The sequence below is a fragment of the Bacillus sp. B1-b2 genome (genome assembly GCF_009183415.1).
Classification (GTDB): Bacteria; Bacillota; Bacilli; order Bacillales; family Cytobacillaceae; genus Niallia.
Map to the genome: position 1 here is coordinate 1 of NZ_WEHU01000038.1, position 18,207 is coordinate 18,207.

Sequence of the window (18,207 nt, forward strand, 5' to 3'; positions counted from 1 at the left end):
GTTCAACGAATTATGAGTAAACTTGGACTCAAATGTAATAAGTTTAGTAGAAAATCACGAAAATACAGTTCTTACAAAGGGGCTATTGGTAAGATTGCCAAGAATCGTATGAACCGCCGTTTTTACACAAATGTGTGTCATCAAAAATTAACAACAGATATCACCGAGTTCAAGTGCTTAGATGGTGTGAAATTGTATGTAAACCCAATTATGGATATGTTCAATGGAGAAATTCTTTCGTATGGTATAAGTATGCGTCCAACCTTAGAATTGGCTCTCAAACCACTTGATGAAGCTTTAGAAATAGTAAAAGATTCAGAGTATAGAACTACTATTCACTCTGATCAAGGCTGGCATTATCAACATAAAAGTTGGATAAAAAAACTAAAGAAACACAAGGTGTTCCAGAGTATGTCACGAAAAGGAAACTGTTTGGACAATTCACCTATGGAGAACTTTTTTGGATTACTAAAACAGGAAATGTATTATGGAAAAGCACGTTGCTCATATGAGGAATTAGAAAAGAGAATTAATGAATACATCATTTATTATAATAATAAACGCATAAAGCAAAAATTGGCAGGTATGAGTCCGGTTCAATACCGTATCCACACCAGCCAATTAGCTGCTTAATAGTAAAGCTCTAACTTTTAGGGGTCACTACATAAACGAGGGGGTTTTTTATGCATTTACCTATTCCAATAGGGAATAGTAGAAAATCGAAAGAGCTATGAAATAATGTAGGATGCTTTGCCCCATAGAGAATTTGGAAAAGACCACTTTTAGAAAAATAGTCGGAGAAATCCGCTTATTTTTAATGATTCCTACAAATTGGCTGTGATAATTTTTTCCGTCAGAATTATTGATATAATCTTAATGAAGAATTAACTTAGAAAGAAAAAATAGAATTTTTATCTAGATGATTGCAGTGGAAGTGGTGAGACTCTTATAGGATCTGCTCTAGCTTTAGCCCCTGCTGTCCAAGGGCAGACTGCGTCTAAAGCTCCAAGACACATGGAAAGCGAACCGCTGTAACGGAAGTCAGAACCTTATTTAAAGAGTTAATTACATTTACAAGTTCTCGACAAACACACAATCTTTTTTCAACAAAGTAAAAAAGCCAGTCGTTTTTGACTGGCTTTTTCTTATTTAATCAATGAAAAGATTTCTGCTCTTTTGTTACTATCTGCTTCAAATACACCGCGAACGGCAGTTGTAACTGTTTTAGCGCCTGGCTTTTTCACTCCACGCATCGTCATACACATATGTTCTGCTTCCACTACCACCATAACACCATGTGGTTCTAACATTTCCATTATCGTATTGGCTACTGTAGAGGTAATTCTCTCTTGTAGCTGTGGGCGTTTAGCAACTGCTTCTAATGTTCTTGCTAGCTTGCTTAGGCCAGCTACTTTCCCTCCTTGTGGAATATAGGCTACATGTGCCGTTCCATAGAAAGGTACTAAATGATGCTCACACATAGAATAAAACGGAATATCCTTCACTAACACTAGCTCTTCATGTTCTTCATGGAAAACTGTTTCAAAGTATTCTTTTGGATCTACTGTTAATCCAGAAAATACTTCTTCGTACATCTTTGCTACTCGTTTTGGTGTATCTAATAGCCCTTCTCTGTTTGGATCTTCTCCTACCGCTTCTAGTAATAAACGGATTGCTTCCTCTATTTGAGGAATATTCATTTTACTCATTTACAAATCCTCCTAATACCTTCCCTAATTACACTCCACGCTTATTTCCCCAAATATACGTATGAAGCTGTGGTAGCACTTTTACATCTCTAAAATCATTGTCAAGCATGGTCTTATCAATAAGCCGTTCATACTTTAGAAGCAACTGTTCTATCAGCTGTGCATTCTCTGTCGTTTTATTATCGTCATTTCCAACTTGTAGAAAAAATGGAACCTCTGGATAACGAGTATGGACTTTTTTAGCATAATCATAATCTTCATCAGAAAACACTACAACTTTTAAGCTAATATTCCCCTTATGCTCATGATTTGTCAATCTTTCAATGATCGAATCTAGCGCATTAAAATCTGTATTCATCTTAGAGCTCGGCGGTTTAGGTGAAATGGTTAAATCATCTATATGGTAAAACCAATCTTGCCATTTGCTACCCTGTGTTTCCAATCCTATTTTAATATCTTTTTCTTTTAAAAGCTGAACTAAAAAGTGTAAGTTTTTTAACAGTGCAGGATTTCCACCAGATATCGTTACAAAAGAAAATCCATCTCCACCTAAAGCATAGAGCTCTTCCCAAATTTTCTCTGCTGTCATTTGTTGAATCATATCTTTTCCTGTTCCATCCCATGTAAAAGCAGAATCACACCAGGCACAAGAATAGTCACACCCAGCTGTGCGAACAAACATAGTTTTTTGGCCAATAACCATTCCTTCCCCTTGAATAGTTGGTCCAAATATCTCCATAACAGGTACTTTACTCACCTATCATCCACTCCCTTCTCATTTCTGCATAACTAGTAGGAGTTTCATAAAGGCGAACAAATTCTACTCTAGCACCTTGTTCTTCATAACTAGACAATGCTTCTGCCATTTTTTCAAAAATCCAATAAACCATGTTTTCAGCAGTTGTATTCATCGGTGGCAGAGTTTCATTTAAATAACGGTGATCTAAATATATTTCAATCTTATTTTTCCAAACATCTTTAATATCACCAAAATCTATCATTAAGCCACGTTCATCTAAGTATCCACTTATTCCAAATACTACTTTATATGTGTGGCCGTGTAAGTTCATACACTTTCCTTCATATGCATGAAGATGATGTGCTGCATCAAAGGTAAATTCCTTGCTTACCATCACTCGTTTTCGGTGATATCTAAGTTGCTCCTGAGTAATGTCTTCCTTATATTTCTGTAATTTTTCAACAATGCGGAATTCAAGCATGATGATTCTCCTTGCGACTAGCTAGATAATCATCTAATCCCTTTTTACGAAGTTTACATGCTGGACAATCTCCACAGCCGTCCGCAATAATACCGTTATAGCAAGTTAAGGTTTTCTCACGAACAAAATCAAAGGCTTGAAGTTCATCTGCTAGTTTCCAAGTTTCTTCTTTATTTAACCACATAAGTGGAGTGTGTATGACAAATTGAGCATCCATTGATAAGTTTAGGGTCACATTTAAGGATTTAATAAAAATATCGCGACAATCTGGATATCCACTAAAATCTGTTTCACAAACCCCTGTCACAATATGCTTTGCTCCTACTTGACTAGCAAGTACACCAGCGAGTGACATAAATAATAAATTGCGTCCAGGTACAAAAGTAGAAGGTAATTCTCCTTCCTTTCCATCCTCCACTGCAATATCATCTCTTGTTAAGGCATTTGGTGCAAGTTGATTTAGCAGGGACATATCCAAAATATGATGTTTAATCCCAAGTTCTTCTGTTATTTTTCTTGCACAATCAATTTCCGTAATATGTCTTTGGTTATAGTCAAAAGTAACAGCTACAACTTCTTTAAAGTTTTGCATTGCCCAAAACAAACAAGTTGTACTATCTTGACCACCACTAAACACAACAACCGCTTTATCGTTTTTCATGTCTTACATTCTCCTTTAAATAGAAAAACAGCACCACTAAGAAAGCAGTACTGTTTTTCTTAGTTTTTTAAAGAGGGTAGCTAGAACCTCCACCGCTACTCGCGGATTTTTTTATTAAGCTAAGTTAATTCGATTTATTATAACGTATAAAAGAAATTTATTCTATGATAATCTTTGGAAAAGAGATATGAATTCCTTCTTTTATTATCTTAATCCTATTAGATCCTATAAACTTCTATTAAGCTACTTTATTACGAGTAAACATGTAAGTAAATACATATCCCAATGCAATCATTAAAGTAGCTAATATTCCACCTTCTAGACCAAATGAACCACCAGTTAATAAGTCATTTCCTTTTGATACATCTACCATATAGATTCCATGTGGCGTTGTCCCGCTTACTGGAAACCCAAACACATTTCCTTGGAAATAGTTCCAAGTAATATGATAGCCGATCGGCATCCACAAGCTTTGTGTTTTTTCATACATATAAGAAAAAAGGATCCCTACAAGAAATATATTAACAATCCCCAGTACAGCGACATTAGGATTAGCAATATGAGCAATACCAAAAACGAGAGCAGAAACAATATAAATGACTTTTTTAGAATTACCTCGATCAGCGAGAGTAGACATGATGTATCCTCTAAAGGTTAACTCTTCTGATATACCAACGAAAATAAAAAAAAGGAAAAAAGCTAAAGTATAATTAGAGAACTGTGGCTTAGTAAATGAATTCACCAATTGTAAGTTGTTTGTTACATATAAAATAAAAAAAATAAGGACAATTGAAATGGCTCCGACAACTAAACCTACAAGTAAGTTTTTCGTAGTATTACTAAAACCTAATTGCTTTACTTTCTTCTTATTCACAAATTTCCATAATAATAGTAATGTTGTAATACCAGCTATGTAACCTAAAACATTTGTTAAAGCATAGAGCCATGGTCTATCATCCAATAGGGTCATCATATTATCAACATCTATTCCATTCGGATTGTTAGTCATTTCCTCTACAACTGCATATAGATATCCTGGTAGGACAAATATATTTTGTATTAAAACACTAGAGAATATAGCTAATCCAATTAACCAACCTGATCGTATTTGACCTGCCTCATTTTTAAACATTCGTCGCCTTCTTTCTAACCTTCTAGGATCTTATTCGTGCTTATATTATACCTATTTTTGGTATTTTTGAATATGACTAACTTTTCTTTCTTTTGTGATAATTTTTTAAGGGATAGGTTGTGGAAATCTATTTTTTGTTGCGTTCACACCCTGTTTTGTTGCGGAATACTAGATTTTGTTGCGTTCACACCCTGTTTTGTTGCGGAGAACTGGATTTCGTTGCTCTCGTCTTACTTTGTTGCGGAAATCTACTTTTTGTTGCGTTCACTCCTTGCTTTGTTGCGGAATACTAGATTTCGTTGCGTTCACACCCTGTTTTGTTGCGGAGAACTGGATTTCGTTGCTCTCGTCTTACTTTGTTCGGAAATCTACTTTTTGTTACGCTCACTCCTTGCTTTGTTGCGGAATACTAGATTTCGTTCCACTCACACCCAACTTTGTTAAAGCAAAACCTTAAGTAAAAACAAAAAGGACATGCTTGCAACCAAACATGTCCTTTCTTCTTACTCTTTATCGAAAATCATTACATTTACGGAATTCGCTGCTAAAGTATAGACAATTCGATTATCCTCCACCTTAATAGTTGATTCAGAAGGAATAATAAGCTCTGCGTTCTTCTTGTTAATATTCGGAACAGAAAGAAGGGATTCTTCTCCTGTAACAGTGATAAGTTTTCCTACCTCTGCAAGTTGGAAATCCTTTAGTTTTAATTCTGTTGTTTTTTCAAATGAATCTGCATTTACTAGTTTTACATAAACATGTTGATCGTCTGTTGTCACAGAATGATAAATATCATCATTATAGGCTTCTAGTTTATAGTCTAGCACCTTGCTAGTTGTTTCACCATCTGTATAAGAACAGACAAGACGATCGTTAGTTTCTCCGCCATAATTTACGGTAATAGTATAAACAGTGTCATCTTTAAGTTCCTCATAGCTAGCTGCACGTAGGTTTCCAGCTGCTGTACTAGAAGAATAATCGCCTAATCTATATGCTTCTATCCCTTTCTTAAAGACCTTTATTCCCGTTGCATTTCCGTTATAGCCAATCGCATATTCTATTACATCTTTTTTCTCTGGTGTTATATCTGTTAAGCCAACACCGATATAGAAGCCATCGTCTCCTGCTACTTTGGTCGCTTCCACTTTTACTGTATAATTCGACCAACTCTCATTTCTTATATACAAGCCATTTAACCCTTCTTCTTGAGCAGATAATATAAGTCCTTTTTCTGGATCTAGTATATATCCAACAGAACCTGGAATGGCAGTCCATTCAGAATGTAGAGGACTAGTAAAGTTTTGTTCAAAAAGAACAGTACCGCTAACATTATCTATTACTTGAAGAGATTTGACATGAATTTCGGCATTACCTGCTCCTATCTCGACTCCACCTCTTGGAGTATGATTTGTTAATACTCCCTTTTGGTAAGTGGAGAATTGTGTATCCACCAGCTTTGTTCCAAGATATTTACCGAATAATTGTTGCACATAATAGTTTGGAGTGAACCAAACTGTTTCATCGTCGAACCAAATTAAATCTGGTGTCCAGCGATATGTTCCATCTGTTAGTACTTTGTTAAATAACGGCGCATATGCAGCTAACCTTACTACATCAGAATTTCTTTCAAAGCTTGTCATAATAGCTGCTTCTGCAATAGCTCCCGCCAACGTATTCTTATCAGTAGAAGCAAATTCTCCAACAAAAACCTTTGATGTTTCTCTCTCATTTAAGCTACCATCTGGATGATAAGCTCGATAATAATAGTTATAGCGATCTGCGTTATTTAGTAAATATTCATTAGAACGGTAATAATGCTCATCTGCAATCGTATCCATATAATTAGATTGCTTCTCATACCATGTTACAGTTTCTTCTGTTTCTTTCTTACCATCTGTAAAATTAACGGTAGCACTTCCTTGCATATTTCCGCTTAGAAATTTCCAGCCCTCTTGATAAGCATCATCATCTGCCTGTGCTCCTACTGTTGAAATAATATGAAGTTCATAGCCTGGGTAGTGTCTATCCATATACTCATCAATTTCCGTCTTAAAGTATTCAAAGTTTGCATAGAACTCTGTTCCCCAGTTTTCATTTCCAACACCTAAATAGTGAAGATCAAATGGTGCCGCGTGTCCCATATCTCTTCGTAATGCAGCCCATTCATTTCCTTCAAAATCAGTACTAATGGCAAACTCAATTAAATCTGTAAAGCTTTTAACATAGTAATCTCTTAACTCTCCGCCAGCAGGGTTGACATAATCACTTCTAGCTTGGCAAAGTACGCCACAAGCCATTACAGGAAGTGGAGTTGCATTCAGATCTTCTGCTAATTGGAAGTATTCCATATAGCCTAGACCCATTGTCATCATGTAACCCCATACATTAAAGTTTTCTTTCCGTAATTCCACATTCCCAACTGAATCCTTCCATTCATACACATTATCCCAAATATAGGAGCCTTCTGATATGCATCCTCCAGGGAAACGTAAGAATGTAGGATGTAAATCGACCAATGCTTGAACAAGATCTTTACGTAAACGATAGTTTGGATTTCCCTTATAATTAGTATGTGCAGTTTGTGATCTCTCTTCCTCCGTTGCTCCCCAAACATCTTTAGGCATAAGTGAAACCATATCAATGGAGATATAACCATTGAATGATAATAAAAGTTGACCAAGTGCTGTTTTGGTGCCTGTTAAAATTATTTCCTCATCTACTCCATACTTCTTCCACTTATTGCCACCATCTACCTCAATGGAGACAGTATCACTAATGGAATTCCCCTCGGAATCCTGTAATTGTAAAGAGATGCTTCCTCCACTTTCTGATTTTGCCCAAATAGTGAAATCATAGGAATCTCCTTCTTTAATAAACATAGCACAATGATGATTGGAATCATTAAATCCTTTATTAATGATCGTACTTCCGTCCTTAACAGTAATATAATGAGAGTTTACATCTGGATCATTCACTCCGAGAAATTCATTTATACCGCCATTATTCATCACTTCCACTTTATCTATGTCTCCATACCAAGCATGCAGAGGCTCTCTATTTCTTCCTGTTGAACACCCACAAGCACCTGATTGATGGGAATATGTATCAAAAACGAAAGATTCAAAGGAACGATTTTGTACAAGCTCTGCATAAATTCCACCATCTGCAGCATTATTAATATCTTCATAGAAAAGTCCATATAAGATTTCACTGATATCTACCACTTCTTTGTTTCCCTCAATGGTTATATGATGAGAAGGTACTCCTTTAGGTAGTATAGATAGAGGGAATTCTTTTTTCGTAACTGCATTTCCTTTTTGTAACAGTGCTGTTAATATGATACCTTTTGATTCTTCCGTTTCACCAACTACTCCCTTGTTTGATAGAAAAGCTTCCTCACTTGATTCCCAGGAAACGCTTACTTTTCCACCCATTAGGGTTGTTGGTAATTCCACATCTTTTGTCACTATTTTCAGTGGAAAATCTAAGTATTTATCTTTTGCAAGTTGAATGATTTCTTCATCTGTAAGAGAGTCACACATTACTTCTATAATATCATCCTGTGATAATCCAGCTTTGTATATACGAAAATCAGAAAGAGAACCTTTAAAATCAGGATCAGCATTATGTTGCGATCTTCCAATATAGTTCTCACTGTAATTAGAAGTATCAGAGAAAGTTTCAAACCATCTGCGAAATCTTGCGTAAGTACCACTGGAAGTTTGACTAATAGAACCGTCTGCTACAATCTCTCCATTCACATAAATAACAGGACCAGCACTACTTAATGTACCACCTTCTGTTCCTTTTACAGACATTGCTATATGTAGCCATTCTCCTGTTGGGTATGTTCTTCCTGTATCAGCAACAATATCTCCTTCAGCAAAACAGGTACCACGTAGATTTCTTGTTAAAAACATATATGGCCCAGATGCACCTTTTCCAAAATCAAATATACGTTCCCATACATTGGTTCCTTTTTTCAAATATACCCATGTACTAATAGTAATACCAGTTTCATCGCTTACATCCTTCAATACTTGAGAAGGTAGTTTCATATAAGAGGTTCCACTATCTCCACCATAAAGGGTTAAAGCTGCTTTTCCACCTACTGATTCAATAATCGGTTTCTTTATTCCAACTGCGATTGCATTATTTTCATTTCCAGAACTATCTTTCCCAATGTTGTCCGTATCTGTGAAGTGATAATGAGCAATTATACGGTCATCAAATGAATTACTTTTATAACTCTTTTCCATTTCAAATCTCCTTTTCAACTGGATATAATAAGTATATTCTTGCTAAAACATCAACTTGTACGCACATATATTAAAAAATATACTACATGTACTTATAACTATTATAATCGCTTACATCTTTTTTTCCAATAACTTTCCTTACGATTAAAGAAGTTATTTATTCACTTTTATGCATGGAACAATTATTTATTTATTTTTCTGATATTCTAGATCTAACTTAGACTAATTCGTAACTTTACATCGAATCATAGTGCTTTAACAACTCTCTCATTCTATTTTGAATAGCTGTTTTTAGAGGTTCAGGCTTTATACACCGAACATAAGAACCAAACCTCCCGATATAATCTGCAATAAATGATTCTTCCCTAGGGTGGTAAAAACCCCTAATGACCGTCTTATCTGCTATTTCAATTTTCATAGAAGGATAATTTTCTTTGTAATAAATATCTATAGCTTCAGGAGCAATTTCTACTTCAAAAGGGATAGGTTTATCTGTGGTGAAAGAAGTAGTAAACGTACTTATTAGTTCTTCTAAAGAATACTTTTCTAGGTTTAGCCGTTCTTCTATATGAATAATTCGATCACATCGGAAAACTCTGTATTTATTCGTTTTGTGTTCCCTACCCGCTACATACCATTGACCAAATTTAGCTGAAATTCTAAAGAACTGTATAAGATATCTTTTTTTCTCTTCCTTTTTCTCGTACAAAATCTCCATAACATTTTCATCAAGAATACTTTCTAAAATTTTATCCAAAAATTCACTTTCATAATGATGGTGATTCCCTTCTAATTGAAGAACTTCTCTCATTCTATGAATCTTTTTTACTTGGTTTGGAGACAAACAATTTTCAAATTTCTCATTTAATTTAGCTACACTTAAATGAAAGGGAGTGGATTGATAAAATCCTAATGTTAACATCGCAAAATATAATGCATACATTTCGTCTAAAGAAAAAATAATGGGAGATAGCATTTTATTTTTTAGAATTTTATAACTACCGTACCTCCCTTTTTCTGAATAAATAGGCATGCCTAACTGTTCTAATGATTGTACATCACGAAGAGCAGTACTTTTAGAAATTTGATATTCATTCATCAGATCGCGTAATTGAAAGGCATCTCGATTATTTAAAAACATTAACATGTCATTAATTCTCTCTGTTTTTTTCATAGAAACTTCTCCTTTAATGGTGTCATGTTTTGATACTATTATTCTCTATACTAAAAGTAATGATAGGAGATCACAATAAATGAAATTATCAAATCTATATTTAAAGGAGTAATTAACATGAGTAGTACACTGGAGATAGCTATTTTTTTATCGATGAATGGAAGAGCGGATGAGGCAATTGCCTTTTATAAGAGGCATTTACATGCGAAGGAATTAATGAGAGTAACGTACCTAGAAATGGCTAAAGTAGATGATTCTATCCTACTTACAGCTGAAAATAAGAATTTTATTTCTCATTCTGTTTTACTAATTGGTCGTACAAAGGTGATGATAGCGGAGGAAAACATGAATGTTAGTGAAGGATTTGTAATTGGTAATAATTTTTCTTTATGTATTCAAAGTGCTGTAGAGAACGAAATAAGACAATTTTATGAGAACCTACTCACTGATTCTAGAGTAAGTATCATTCTTCCTTTAGCTGCAAATAGTTTTAGTCCTGCTTATGGTATTTTGGAAGATCCATTTGGCGTGCAAATTCAATTTATGTATGATAAGCGATTACGCTAGGTTTCTATCATTTACGACTAAAAGAGCTATCGATAATGATAGCTCCTTTTGTCATGATTCACTCAATTATTTAAAAAAATTGTACTTTAGTATTTTTTCTATACTCTGCTGAATAAGGGGGGCTGATTTCCGTTACAGGGCTCGCGCTGAGCCGAGGTCTGCTTACAATGCCTGCAGGGTCTCTGCTTGTCTCTCAGATCCCATAGAAGTCTCGCCCTTTCCTCTACAATCATCTGCATGTAAATTATATTTTATCTTTCTAAATCACTTTTTCAAAAATCTAAGTCAATACTGTTCCAACTCAATCAATAGAAGTACAAATTTCAATAAAGTGCCCATCTGGATCGGCTACGTATGCTACGGTTTGTCCCCATGGCTTTGTTACGGGTTCTTTTATGATTGGAACTCCTTTGCTACGTAGTTCTTCGATGGTTGTAGCAACATCTTCTACCACAAATCCAACTTCAAATGTTTGAGAAGAACTAACTTCATTGCTAACAGACAATCCTGTTATTTCTGTAACGTCTTGACGTGTATTAATAGATAAAGTAATGGCACCTGTATCAAATTCTACATATGATCCTTGTTGCATTTTAATAGGTAACCCAAGGATTTTATGATAAAAATTCATTGTTTTATCAAAATCATTTACATATAAAATGACATATTTCATTTTAATATTCATTTTTACACCAGTCCTTTATCTAGTAAAGTCTTTTTTGTTATCCATAAGCCTGTGCAGCAATTGCATACAAGTGATTATTGCGAATAGGAAAAGAACTTTTCGTTTTAACCATGATGGGTGGTTCATTCACTAGATGAAAGTCATGTTGTAATAATTTTTCTTTTAAGATCGTTTGACCTTCAAGTAAATCTATCCTTAGACTACCGCCTGCTTTAGAAGCAATTTTTTGCACGAGTTCCCATGCAAGCTGATCTGACGTTGCCACAATTGGTCCAATGACAAGATGAGTAGGTTGTTGAACCGCGAATGCATAGCCCTCTATGCATCCTTCTGAACTTTTTACTACCACTGCAAGACTTGATTGCTTAAATCTATTCAATAGGAATGAACTGCGGAAATCACCAAAAGCCTTCTCATCAAACTCTATTATCTTCTGGAAATCCTCCTGGTTCATTACTTGTATGTTCCATTTATTATCCTCATTCTCTACTTGTTTACTAAAGTAAGGACATACAAGCTTTGATACATAACTATACTCCTTAAATCTAAGCTTCTGATAAACTGATAGTCCTTCCTCTGTCGCTATTAACATAATCGTCGTTCCATCTGATACTTGATTCATACAGGTTTGAACTAATCCCTTCGCAAGCCCTAGCCCACGATATTCTGGATGTACAATCACCATTCCAATGGATGCAAGTCTCGTTTCGTAAGGAATAATAGCCGCACAAGCTATAACTGTATTCTCCTTTGTTACATAACCAAATACTTTACCAGATGATAATAATGTTTTTACTTCTTTCTCATCATATTCCCAGCCAACAGTGGTAGATAATGTGATTAAGTCTTTAATATGTGATTCTTGGATTTTAATGAGTTCTAAGAAAGCTTTCTGTTTCACCCTGTTCTCCTTTTTCTAGAATTTTAAGATAATTCTATCATAAGAAATGCAGGTTTACATGCTTTCTTGTTTCTCCTACTTAATTACCTTTCTCTGGCTGAACCTCTGTGTGTAAAGCTTTAAAAAACTGTTGAATATTCGTATAGCTTGTTCCAAAATCCCCTAAAAATCCATCTTTGGAGCAATAAACATCAATTGCAGATTGCATACCAGTCATTTTGAAAACAGTAATAATCATTAAACTTGATCCTTTGCTTACAACGATCTCCCCACGTTCCGGATCAACCTTTTTCAGTTTCCACTTTGGTAACTTTTGCTTAATAGTTTGTTGAACAATTTCTATCATTTTGTCGCGAGTTTTTCTATAATATCGTGTCTTTAATTCTGGAACCTTTGGGTTTTCTTTTGTTTCTTCAAAACTTTTAATAATGCCAACTAACACATGAGATAATGCCAATGTAATATCCTCCCCTGTCTATATCCCTTTATCACTAATCCGATTAATGTAAGAGCTTTCTTATCTAGTTTTCATTATACTCTATAACTATCCTATTGAAAAATAGAAATGCATAGACAAATGAAAAAAGCCATCCACTTAAGTGACTGACTTTCTTTTATAACTATTCTACTAAAGAACTGGCGGTACTCTCTTCAGCGTATGTTGTTCATAGGAATAGGCCATTTCTATTAAAAGAGGCTCACTATAAGCAAGTCCTGTAAAGGTTATTCCCATTGGTTTTCCTTGCTCTGTGTATCCAGCTGGAACAGTAACAGACGGATAACCTGCTTTTGCTGGCATTTCACAACCTAGATATTTTGCAAATAATAATGCATCTAAATCATGTTCTTGAAAGGTTACATTTAGCCCTTCCGTAGCAGAATATTGAATATCCTTTGCACGATGCTCTAAATAAGTAGCATCATTCAAATCACCACTTAATGTTTCACAATGCTCCAAAATGGTTTGACCATATTTTACTAGATCGGTATGCTCCTTGTTAAAGGCAATTACTTCATTAAGTGAATGCACAGGAACCTCACTCGACATATTACCTAAGTACTTGTTAATACCATATTTAAATTCGTGAAACATAACGATAGATTCATATTCTTGTTTTGGAATGATTACATCTATTATTATTGCACCTTGATTCTTTAATAGATCAATGGACTGTTGAAAAATAGCGGCTTCTTCTTGATTTTCTGGTAAAAAGGAATAATCTACTCCGATTTTCTTTCCTTTTAATCCATCCTGCTTTAAAAAGGAAGTATAATCCCGTGGCTGATTGGCACTTCCTAATGTTGTTTCATCCTCTGTATCTACACCTGCTATTACACTCAGTAAGATAGCGGCATCTTTTACACTTCGAGTCATTGGTCCAGCAATGTCTTGACTATGAGCAAGCGGGATAATACCAGTACGACTAACAAGACCAATAGTCGGTTTTATCCCAACAAGAGAATTACTACTTGCTGGACTTAGGATAGAACCTGATGTCTCTGTTCCAATTCCTGCTACAGCTAAATTGGCGGCAATACTTGCACCAGTTCCAGAACTCGAACCACCAACATCCCATACACCAGGACCATATGGATTCATTACCTGTCCACCTAGTGAGCTATATCCATTAGGCATGTTTAATTCTGTTATAAAATTAGCAAACTCAGATAAATTCGCTTTCCCTAAAATTACTGCACCAGCATCTCTCAGTTTCTTTACAATAAATGCATCCTCTTGCGCATAGTTTTGCTCTAAAGCAATGGAACCAGCAGTTGTTGCCATTTTATCATGTGTATCAATATTATCCTTGATAATAACAGGGATACCATAAAGTGGCCCTACTTGACTAGTATGTTTTCTTTTTTTATCCAATTCCTCTGCTATGCTTAAAGCATCTGGATTTATAACTCTTATCGCGTTCAATGTATTATCGTATGCTTTCATGCGATCTAAGTATAGCTTCGTTAGCTCAACAGATGTAATCTCTCCATTATGTAAAGCTTCCTGCAGTTCACTAATAGTGATTTCTTCTATGTTTTCCTTGTATTTACTCATTACGCTCTCCCCCTATTCTTAATTTTAGTATAACTTGTTTGAATAACGGATAGAATAATTTTTTCTCTAGTTGAAATTTTTAGATATAATATGATTAGTACTAGTTTTGAAGGGAGTCAGAGATGGATATTCAATTTCTACCAATTACACAATACCAAGCTGAACAAATAGCTTATCAATGGCATTATAAGGGCATTTATGCTTTTTATAATATGGAAGCAGATGAAGAGGATTTAGCAGAATTTATTAACCCTCTTACAAGAGGAGCTGTTTTTGCAGCAATAAGTAACCAGGAGCTTATCGGATTTATTAGTGTAGACATACATACAGTTGTACAAATAGAAATTGGCTTGGGATTACGTCCAGATCTGACTGGACAAGGTTATGGAGTAGTCTTTCTATCCCAAGCACTGAATTATATGAAAAGCAAATTCTCTCCTAGCATTATTTCTCTAGCAGTAGCCACTTTTAATAAAAGAGCCATTTCTCTATATAAAAAAATAGGATTTATAGAAGATACTACTTTTATGCAGCATACAAATGGCGGAGAATATGAATTTGTAAACATGAAATATGTATGTTAATAGAAGAGACCCTTTATCGTTCTATTCTATTTTCACTTTAAGTCCAGATTTTACTATCTGAATTGGCCCATTATAGTAAGTTTTTGCTTCTTTTACTAAGTTTTCATGTATTCCATAATGAGGGAGATGGGTTAAATAAAGGTGTTTGACACCTGATTCTTGAGCTAATTTCCCAGCTTGCTCACCAGTCAAATGCCCTTTTATCAGTCCTTCTTGTTCTTTATATATACTTGCTTCACTTATGAGAACATCAGCTCCACTCGCAAAGCTTACTAATTGCTCGTTCCACTCTGTATCTGCTGTATAAACAATGGCGGAATGAAGTGTTTGAAATTTCATAGCCAAACAGTATACTGGATGAGTCGTTTCACAAAAGGTAATTGTAAACGGTCCTATTTTTGTTGTATAGTCTGCAGTAATTTCTATGCCCTTTGTGTATTGTTCAAAATCTAGTTCCATGAATTTTGAGTCTTTACTGTGACCATATATAGGCAGTATTTCATGACGATTACCTAATTGACTCTGAACTAACATAGCATATTGCAAACACCCAATATCAGCCACATGATCATGATGGTAATGTGATAGAATGCAGGCATCTAAGCTACTCCAAGGTATATGTTCTTGTAGCTTGGAAAGCACTCCACTTCCACAGTCTACAAGTAAAGTAAAGCCTTCCTCCTCTATTAAAAAAGAAGAAGTAGCACTATTTACTCCTGGAAATCCTCCATATTCCCCTAAAAAGATTATCCTCATCGTAATCTCTTCCCTTCTATTAAAAGTCACATAACCATTATGATATTATTTGAGTAAATACATATCTATAGGATGGAATACTTCTATCCCATCCTCCCTCTACTCTTACCGATCTCGATTTACAATATATTCTAACATACACTTTAAGAAGCTCGTTTTCAGTGTTAATTTTGGAAGTATTTCTAGTGCGTAAAAATAGTGATCCCACATTTCTTTACGAGCTGCTTCAATTCCCAATACGGTTACAAATGTAGAGGTTTGATTATCTTCATCCATACCAGCTTTTTTTCCTAAAAGCTCTGAATTTCCTTCTGCATCTAATAAATCATCTTTAATCTGAAAGGCAATTCCAGCATGATGAGCAAATGTCTTCAAAAGCTCCATTTCCTCTTTAGACTTATTTGCCAGGATTGCAGGCATAAGAAGAGCCGCTTCAAATCCTATCCCCGTTTTATATAAACAGATAGTATTTAATTCATCTAGGGATAACGTTTTTCCTTTTGAATTCAAATCTAGTAATTGTCCTTTACACATATCTGCAGTCATAGTAGAGGTATAGTTAATTAACTTCACTACTGATGCAGGGCTGAAGCCTTGCAGATTCGTTTGTTCTTCTATTGCCCTTTGTGTTAGAAACAGTCCTGTTAATTCAGCAGTAGCAACATCATATTTCTCATGTAAGGTCTTTCTTCCTCTTCTTAAGCTTGCATTATCTTGTGAAGGTAAGTCATCAAAAATAAGCGAAGCTGTATGCATATATTCAATAGTGCGTAATAATGGAACAATAGCTGTACTATCTATTCCAAACTCATTAACTCCCATGAACCAAGTGATGATGGGACGAAGCCTTTTACCATCACCTTCTAAACTATAGTTCGCCGCTTCTAGTATAATCTCTTTTTCCGTTGTTGCTGGAAGAACAGACAACATTTTATTTATTGGAGCTCGGATTGCCGTAACATTTTCCTTAAAATCTTCTAACTCTTTACGACTTTCCTTCAAGCTAGTTATCATATGGTCTCTCAACAATTTGTCGAAGAAATCAACATCATCTGCTTTATTAACCATTTGTTGTATCAACTGATTAAACTTTGGAATATTTGTAGTAAAAAGAGACATATAGGATTGATACTTTTTATCCCCCAACTTCTCCTTTAGTCGCTTCAAACCGTTAATAGCACGATCTAATATTACTTCTTGCGTTTTTGGATCAGAGTGATAGACCTCATGTAGTAAATAAGAAATAACTGTCCAATACATTTCAAAAGGATTAATTAAATCTTCTCTTTCTCCATAATATTTTAAGAAATAGGTATACGGAGTAACAGCACCATCTTTTTCATCATCAAACATATCTGCTAAGTCGTCTGCTAATTGATTATAAATACCATAATAAAAAGTTCGTTTATCAAAACCTTCGTCTTCCACTGCATTAATAAGAGAACGAACAATTAACCGTGAACTAGAAGATTTTAAAATGACAGGAATATAGATGTCTTCATTTGAGTAGCTGTTGTTAGACAAATCCTTTTGACGATCTATTTCTTGTGAATGAAAAAAGATATACGCTTGCTCTAAAAATACATCCCATGAGTCGGGTTGATGCTGACTTTTCATATATTCAAAAGCTTCTTTTAATTCTTCATGAATATAGGTGATAAGTTCTCTATTTTCTCCATCCCAAATTCCTAATTCTGGTACGACACCCGTAACTAACGTTTCTCTAATTAATTCAGCATATTGTTGTTCTTCTTTTTTAGATAGAACCTTCGCATCAAATAAGTCATCAATAAAAGGGTATGTTAATCCATAATAGAATCCTAGTTTCATCGCACTCTCTAAACGATGAATTCGCTCTTCTTCAAGAAGATTCTTACCCTTCCTATCATCTAACTCATGAAAAACCACACCAGCAAGTATTTTCCAAATTTTCCGTTGTGCATGCTCAACGCTCATAGTATCTGGAATATTCGCTGTTATCTTTTTCATTTTCTCAAATATCCAAATCATCGTTAGTTCAACGGATTCTTTTCTTGAAAATTCATAAAAGCTTGCAAAGTCAAAGGAGGTTTTGGTTTCTTTTTTCTTTAATATTTGTTCTTTAAGCTTTCCTACCACATCCTGAATTCTTCTTTCTGTGACAGGATTAGCAAGGGATTTTCCTAAATCCCTCATAAAAAGATAGGAAATACTACGATCTAAATAATTATCTAATTTACCAGTATAATTTAACCATTCCAAATAAGAATGGTATCCGTCCATGGTCGATTTTCTTTTTTTACGTGAAAAATAGGAAAAAATGGTAGGGGTATGGATATGATTCATTTTCCATGAATGAATATCACTTGTTAATGTTTGAACATATGTTTTTTCCTTTAGGTGCTTATGAAGGGAATGAAAATAGTGGGCAGCCTTCAACTCTGCCGATCGAAACTCTTCTTTTCTATTGTGTACTAGCATTTTATTCATAAAGTAATAACCTCAGCTTTTATGTTCAGTGTAT

The 18,207-nt window shown here is 34.8% G+C and carries 16 protein-coding genes; 3 read left to right on the plus strand and 13 right to left on the minus strand.

Features of this window, described 5'->3' with window-relative positions:
* Positions 1–633, plus strand: a 633-nt coding sequence (locus F9279_RS22330; protein ID WP_152116343.1) for an IS3 family transposase, incomplete at its 5' end; no start/stop codon positions are given.
* A 512-nt stretch (positions 634–1,145) separates the two neighbouring features.
* Here F9279_RS22330 and folE read toward each other — a convergent pair.
* From folE to F9279_RS22365, 7 genes are all read right to left on the minus strand, one after another.
* Entirely contained in the window at positions 1,146–1,709 is a 564-nt protein-coding gene (gene folE, locus F9279_RS22335) for a GTP cyclohydrolase I FolE (protein WP_152116344.1), read from the minus strand.
* 28 nt (positions 1,710–1,737) lie between these two features.
* Complete coding sequence (queE, locus tag F9279_RS22340; RefSeq protein WP_152116345.1) at positions 1,738–2,466, minus strand: 7-carboxy-7-deazaguanine synthase QueE; 729 nt, start codon at positions 2,464–2,466, stop codon at positions 1,738–1,740.
* Complete coding sequence (gene queD, locus F9279_RS22345) at positions 2,459–2,929, minus strand: 6-carboxytetrahydropterin synthase QueD (RefSeq protein WP_152116346.1); 471 nt, start codon at positions 2,927–2,929, stop codon at positions 2,459–2,461. Before queD ends, queE begins: the two co-directional genes overlap by 8 nt.
* Entirely contained in the window at positions 2,922–3,590 is a 669-nt protein-coding gene (gene queC, locus F9279_RS22350; protein ID WP_152116347.1) for a 7-cyano-7-deazaguanine synthase QueC, read from the minus strand. Before queC ends, queD begins: the two co-directional genes overlap by 8 nt.
* Before the next feature lie 238 nt (positions 3,591–3,828).
* The gene (locus tag F9279_RS22355) at positions 3,829–4,722 is read right to left on the minus strand and encodes a CPBP family intramembrane glutamic endopeptidase (RefSeq protein WP_152116348.1); all 894 of its coding nucleotides are present in this window, start codon (positions 4,720–4,722) and stop codon (positions 3,829–3,831) included.
* A 503-nt stretch (positions 4,723–5,225) separates the two neighbouring features.
* Complete coding sequence (locus F9279_RS22360; protein ID WP_152116349.1) at positions 5,226–8,981, minus strand: alpha-L-arabinofuranosidase C-terminal domain-containing protein; 3,756 nt, start codon at positions 8,979–8,981, stop codon at positions 5,226–5,228.
* Between the two features lie 235 nt (positions 8,982–9,216).
* The gene (locus tag F9279_RS22365; RefSeq protein ID WP_152116350.1) at positions 9,217–10,155 is read right to left on the minus strand and encodes a helix-turn-helix transcriptional regulator; all 939 of its coding nucleotides are present in this window, start codon (positions 10,153–10,155) and stop codon (positions 9,217–9,219) included.
* 117 nt (positions 10,156–10,272) lie between these two features.
* Between F9279_RS22365 and F9279_RS22370 the strand changes: the two genes are divergently transcribed.
* Positions 10,273–10,722, plus strand: coding sequence for a VOC family protein (locus F9279_RS22370; RefSeq protein ID WP_152116351.1), 450 nt, complete (start codon positions 10,273–10,275; stop codon positions 10,720–10,722).
* Between the two features lie 301 nt (positions 10,723–11,023).
* On the opposite strand, the gene F9279_RS22375 is transcribed toward F9279_RS22370, so the two are convergent.
* The 4 genes from F9279_RS22375 to F9279_RS22390 all read right to left on the minus strand — a co-directional run bounded on the left by F9279_RS22375 (position 11,024) and on the right by F9279_RS22390 (position 14,364).
* Positions 11,024–11,407, minus strand: coding sequence for a VOC family protein (locus F9279_RS22375; RefSeq protein ID WP_193224672.1), 384 nt, complete (start codon positions 11,405–11,407; stop codon positions 11,024–11,026).
* Between the two features lie 37 nt (positions 11,408–11,444).
* The gene (locus F9279_RS22380) at positions 11,445–12,308 is read right to left on the minus strand and encodes a GNAT family N-acetyltransferase (RefSeq protein ID WP_152116352.1); all 864 of its coding nucleotides are present in this window, start codon (positions 12,306–12,308) and stop codon (positions 11,445–11,447) included.
* A gap of 79 nt (positions 12,309–12,387) precedes the next feature.
* On the minus strand, positions 12,388–12,765 hold the full coding sequence (locus F9279_RS22385; RefSeq protein ID WP_152116353.1) for a hypothetical protein: 378 nt from the start codon (positions 12,763–12,765) through the stop codon (positions 12,388–12,390).
* Positions 12,766–12,936: 171 nt separating this feature from the next.
* Entirely contained in the window at positions 12,937–14,364 is a 1,428-nt protein-coding gene (locus F9279_RS22390; RefSeq protein WP_152116354.1) for an amidase family protein, read from the minus strand.
* A 122-nt stretch (positions 14,365–14,486) separates the two neighbouring features.
* Between F9279_RS22390 and F9279_RS22395 the strand changes: the two genes are divergently transcribed.
* The gene (locus tag F9279_RS22395) at positions 14,487–14,948 is read left to right on the plus strand and encodes a GNAT family N-acetyltransferase (protein WP_152116355.1); all 462 of its coding nucleotides are present in this window, start codon (positions 14,487–14,489) and stop codon (positions 14,946–14,948) included.
* 21 nt (positions 14,949–14,969) lie between these two features.
* Here F9279_RS22395 and F9279_RS22400 read toward each other — a convergent pair whose 3' ends face one another.
* Both F9279_RS22400 and F9279_RS22405 read right to left on the minus strand, forming a co-directional pair.
* Positions 14,970–15,704 carry an MBL fold metallo-hydrolase gene (locus tag F9279_RS22400; protein ID WP_152116356.1) on the minus strand — a complete coding sequence of 245 codons (735 nt, stop codon included), beginning with the start codon at positions 15,702–15,704 and terminating at the stop codon, positions 14,970–14,972.
* A 105-nt stretch (positions 15,705–15,809) separates the two neighbouring features.
* Positions 15,810–18,173 carry a polyprenyl synthetase family protein gene (locus tag F9279_RS22405; protein WP_152116357.1) on the minus strand — a complete coding sequence of 788 codons (2,364 nt, stop codon included), beginning with the start codon at positions 18,171–18,173 and terminating at the stop codon, positions 15,810–15,812.
* Between the last annotated feature and the right edge of the window lie 34 nt (positions 18,174–18,207).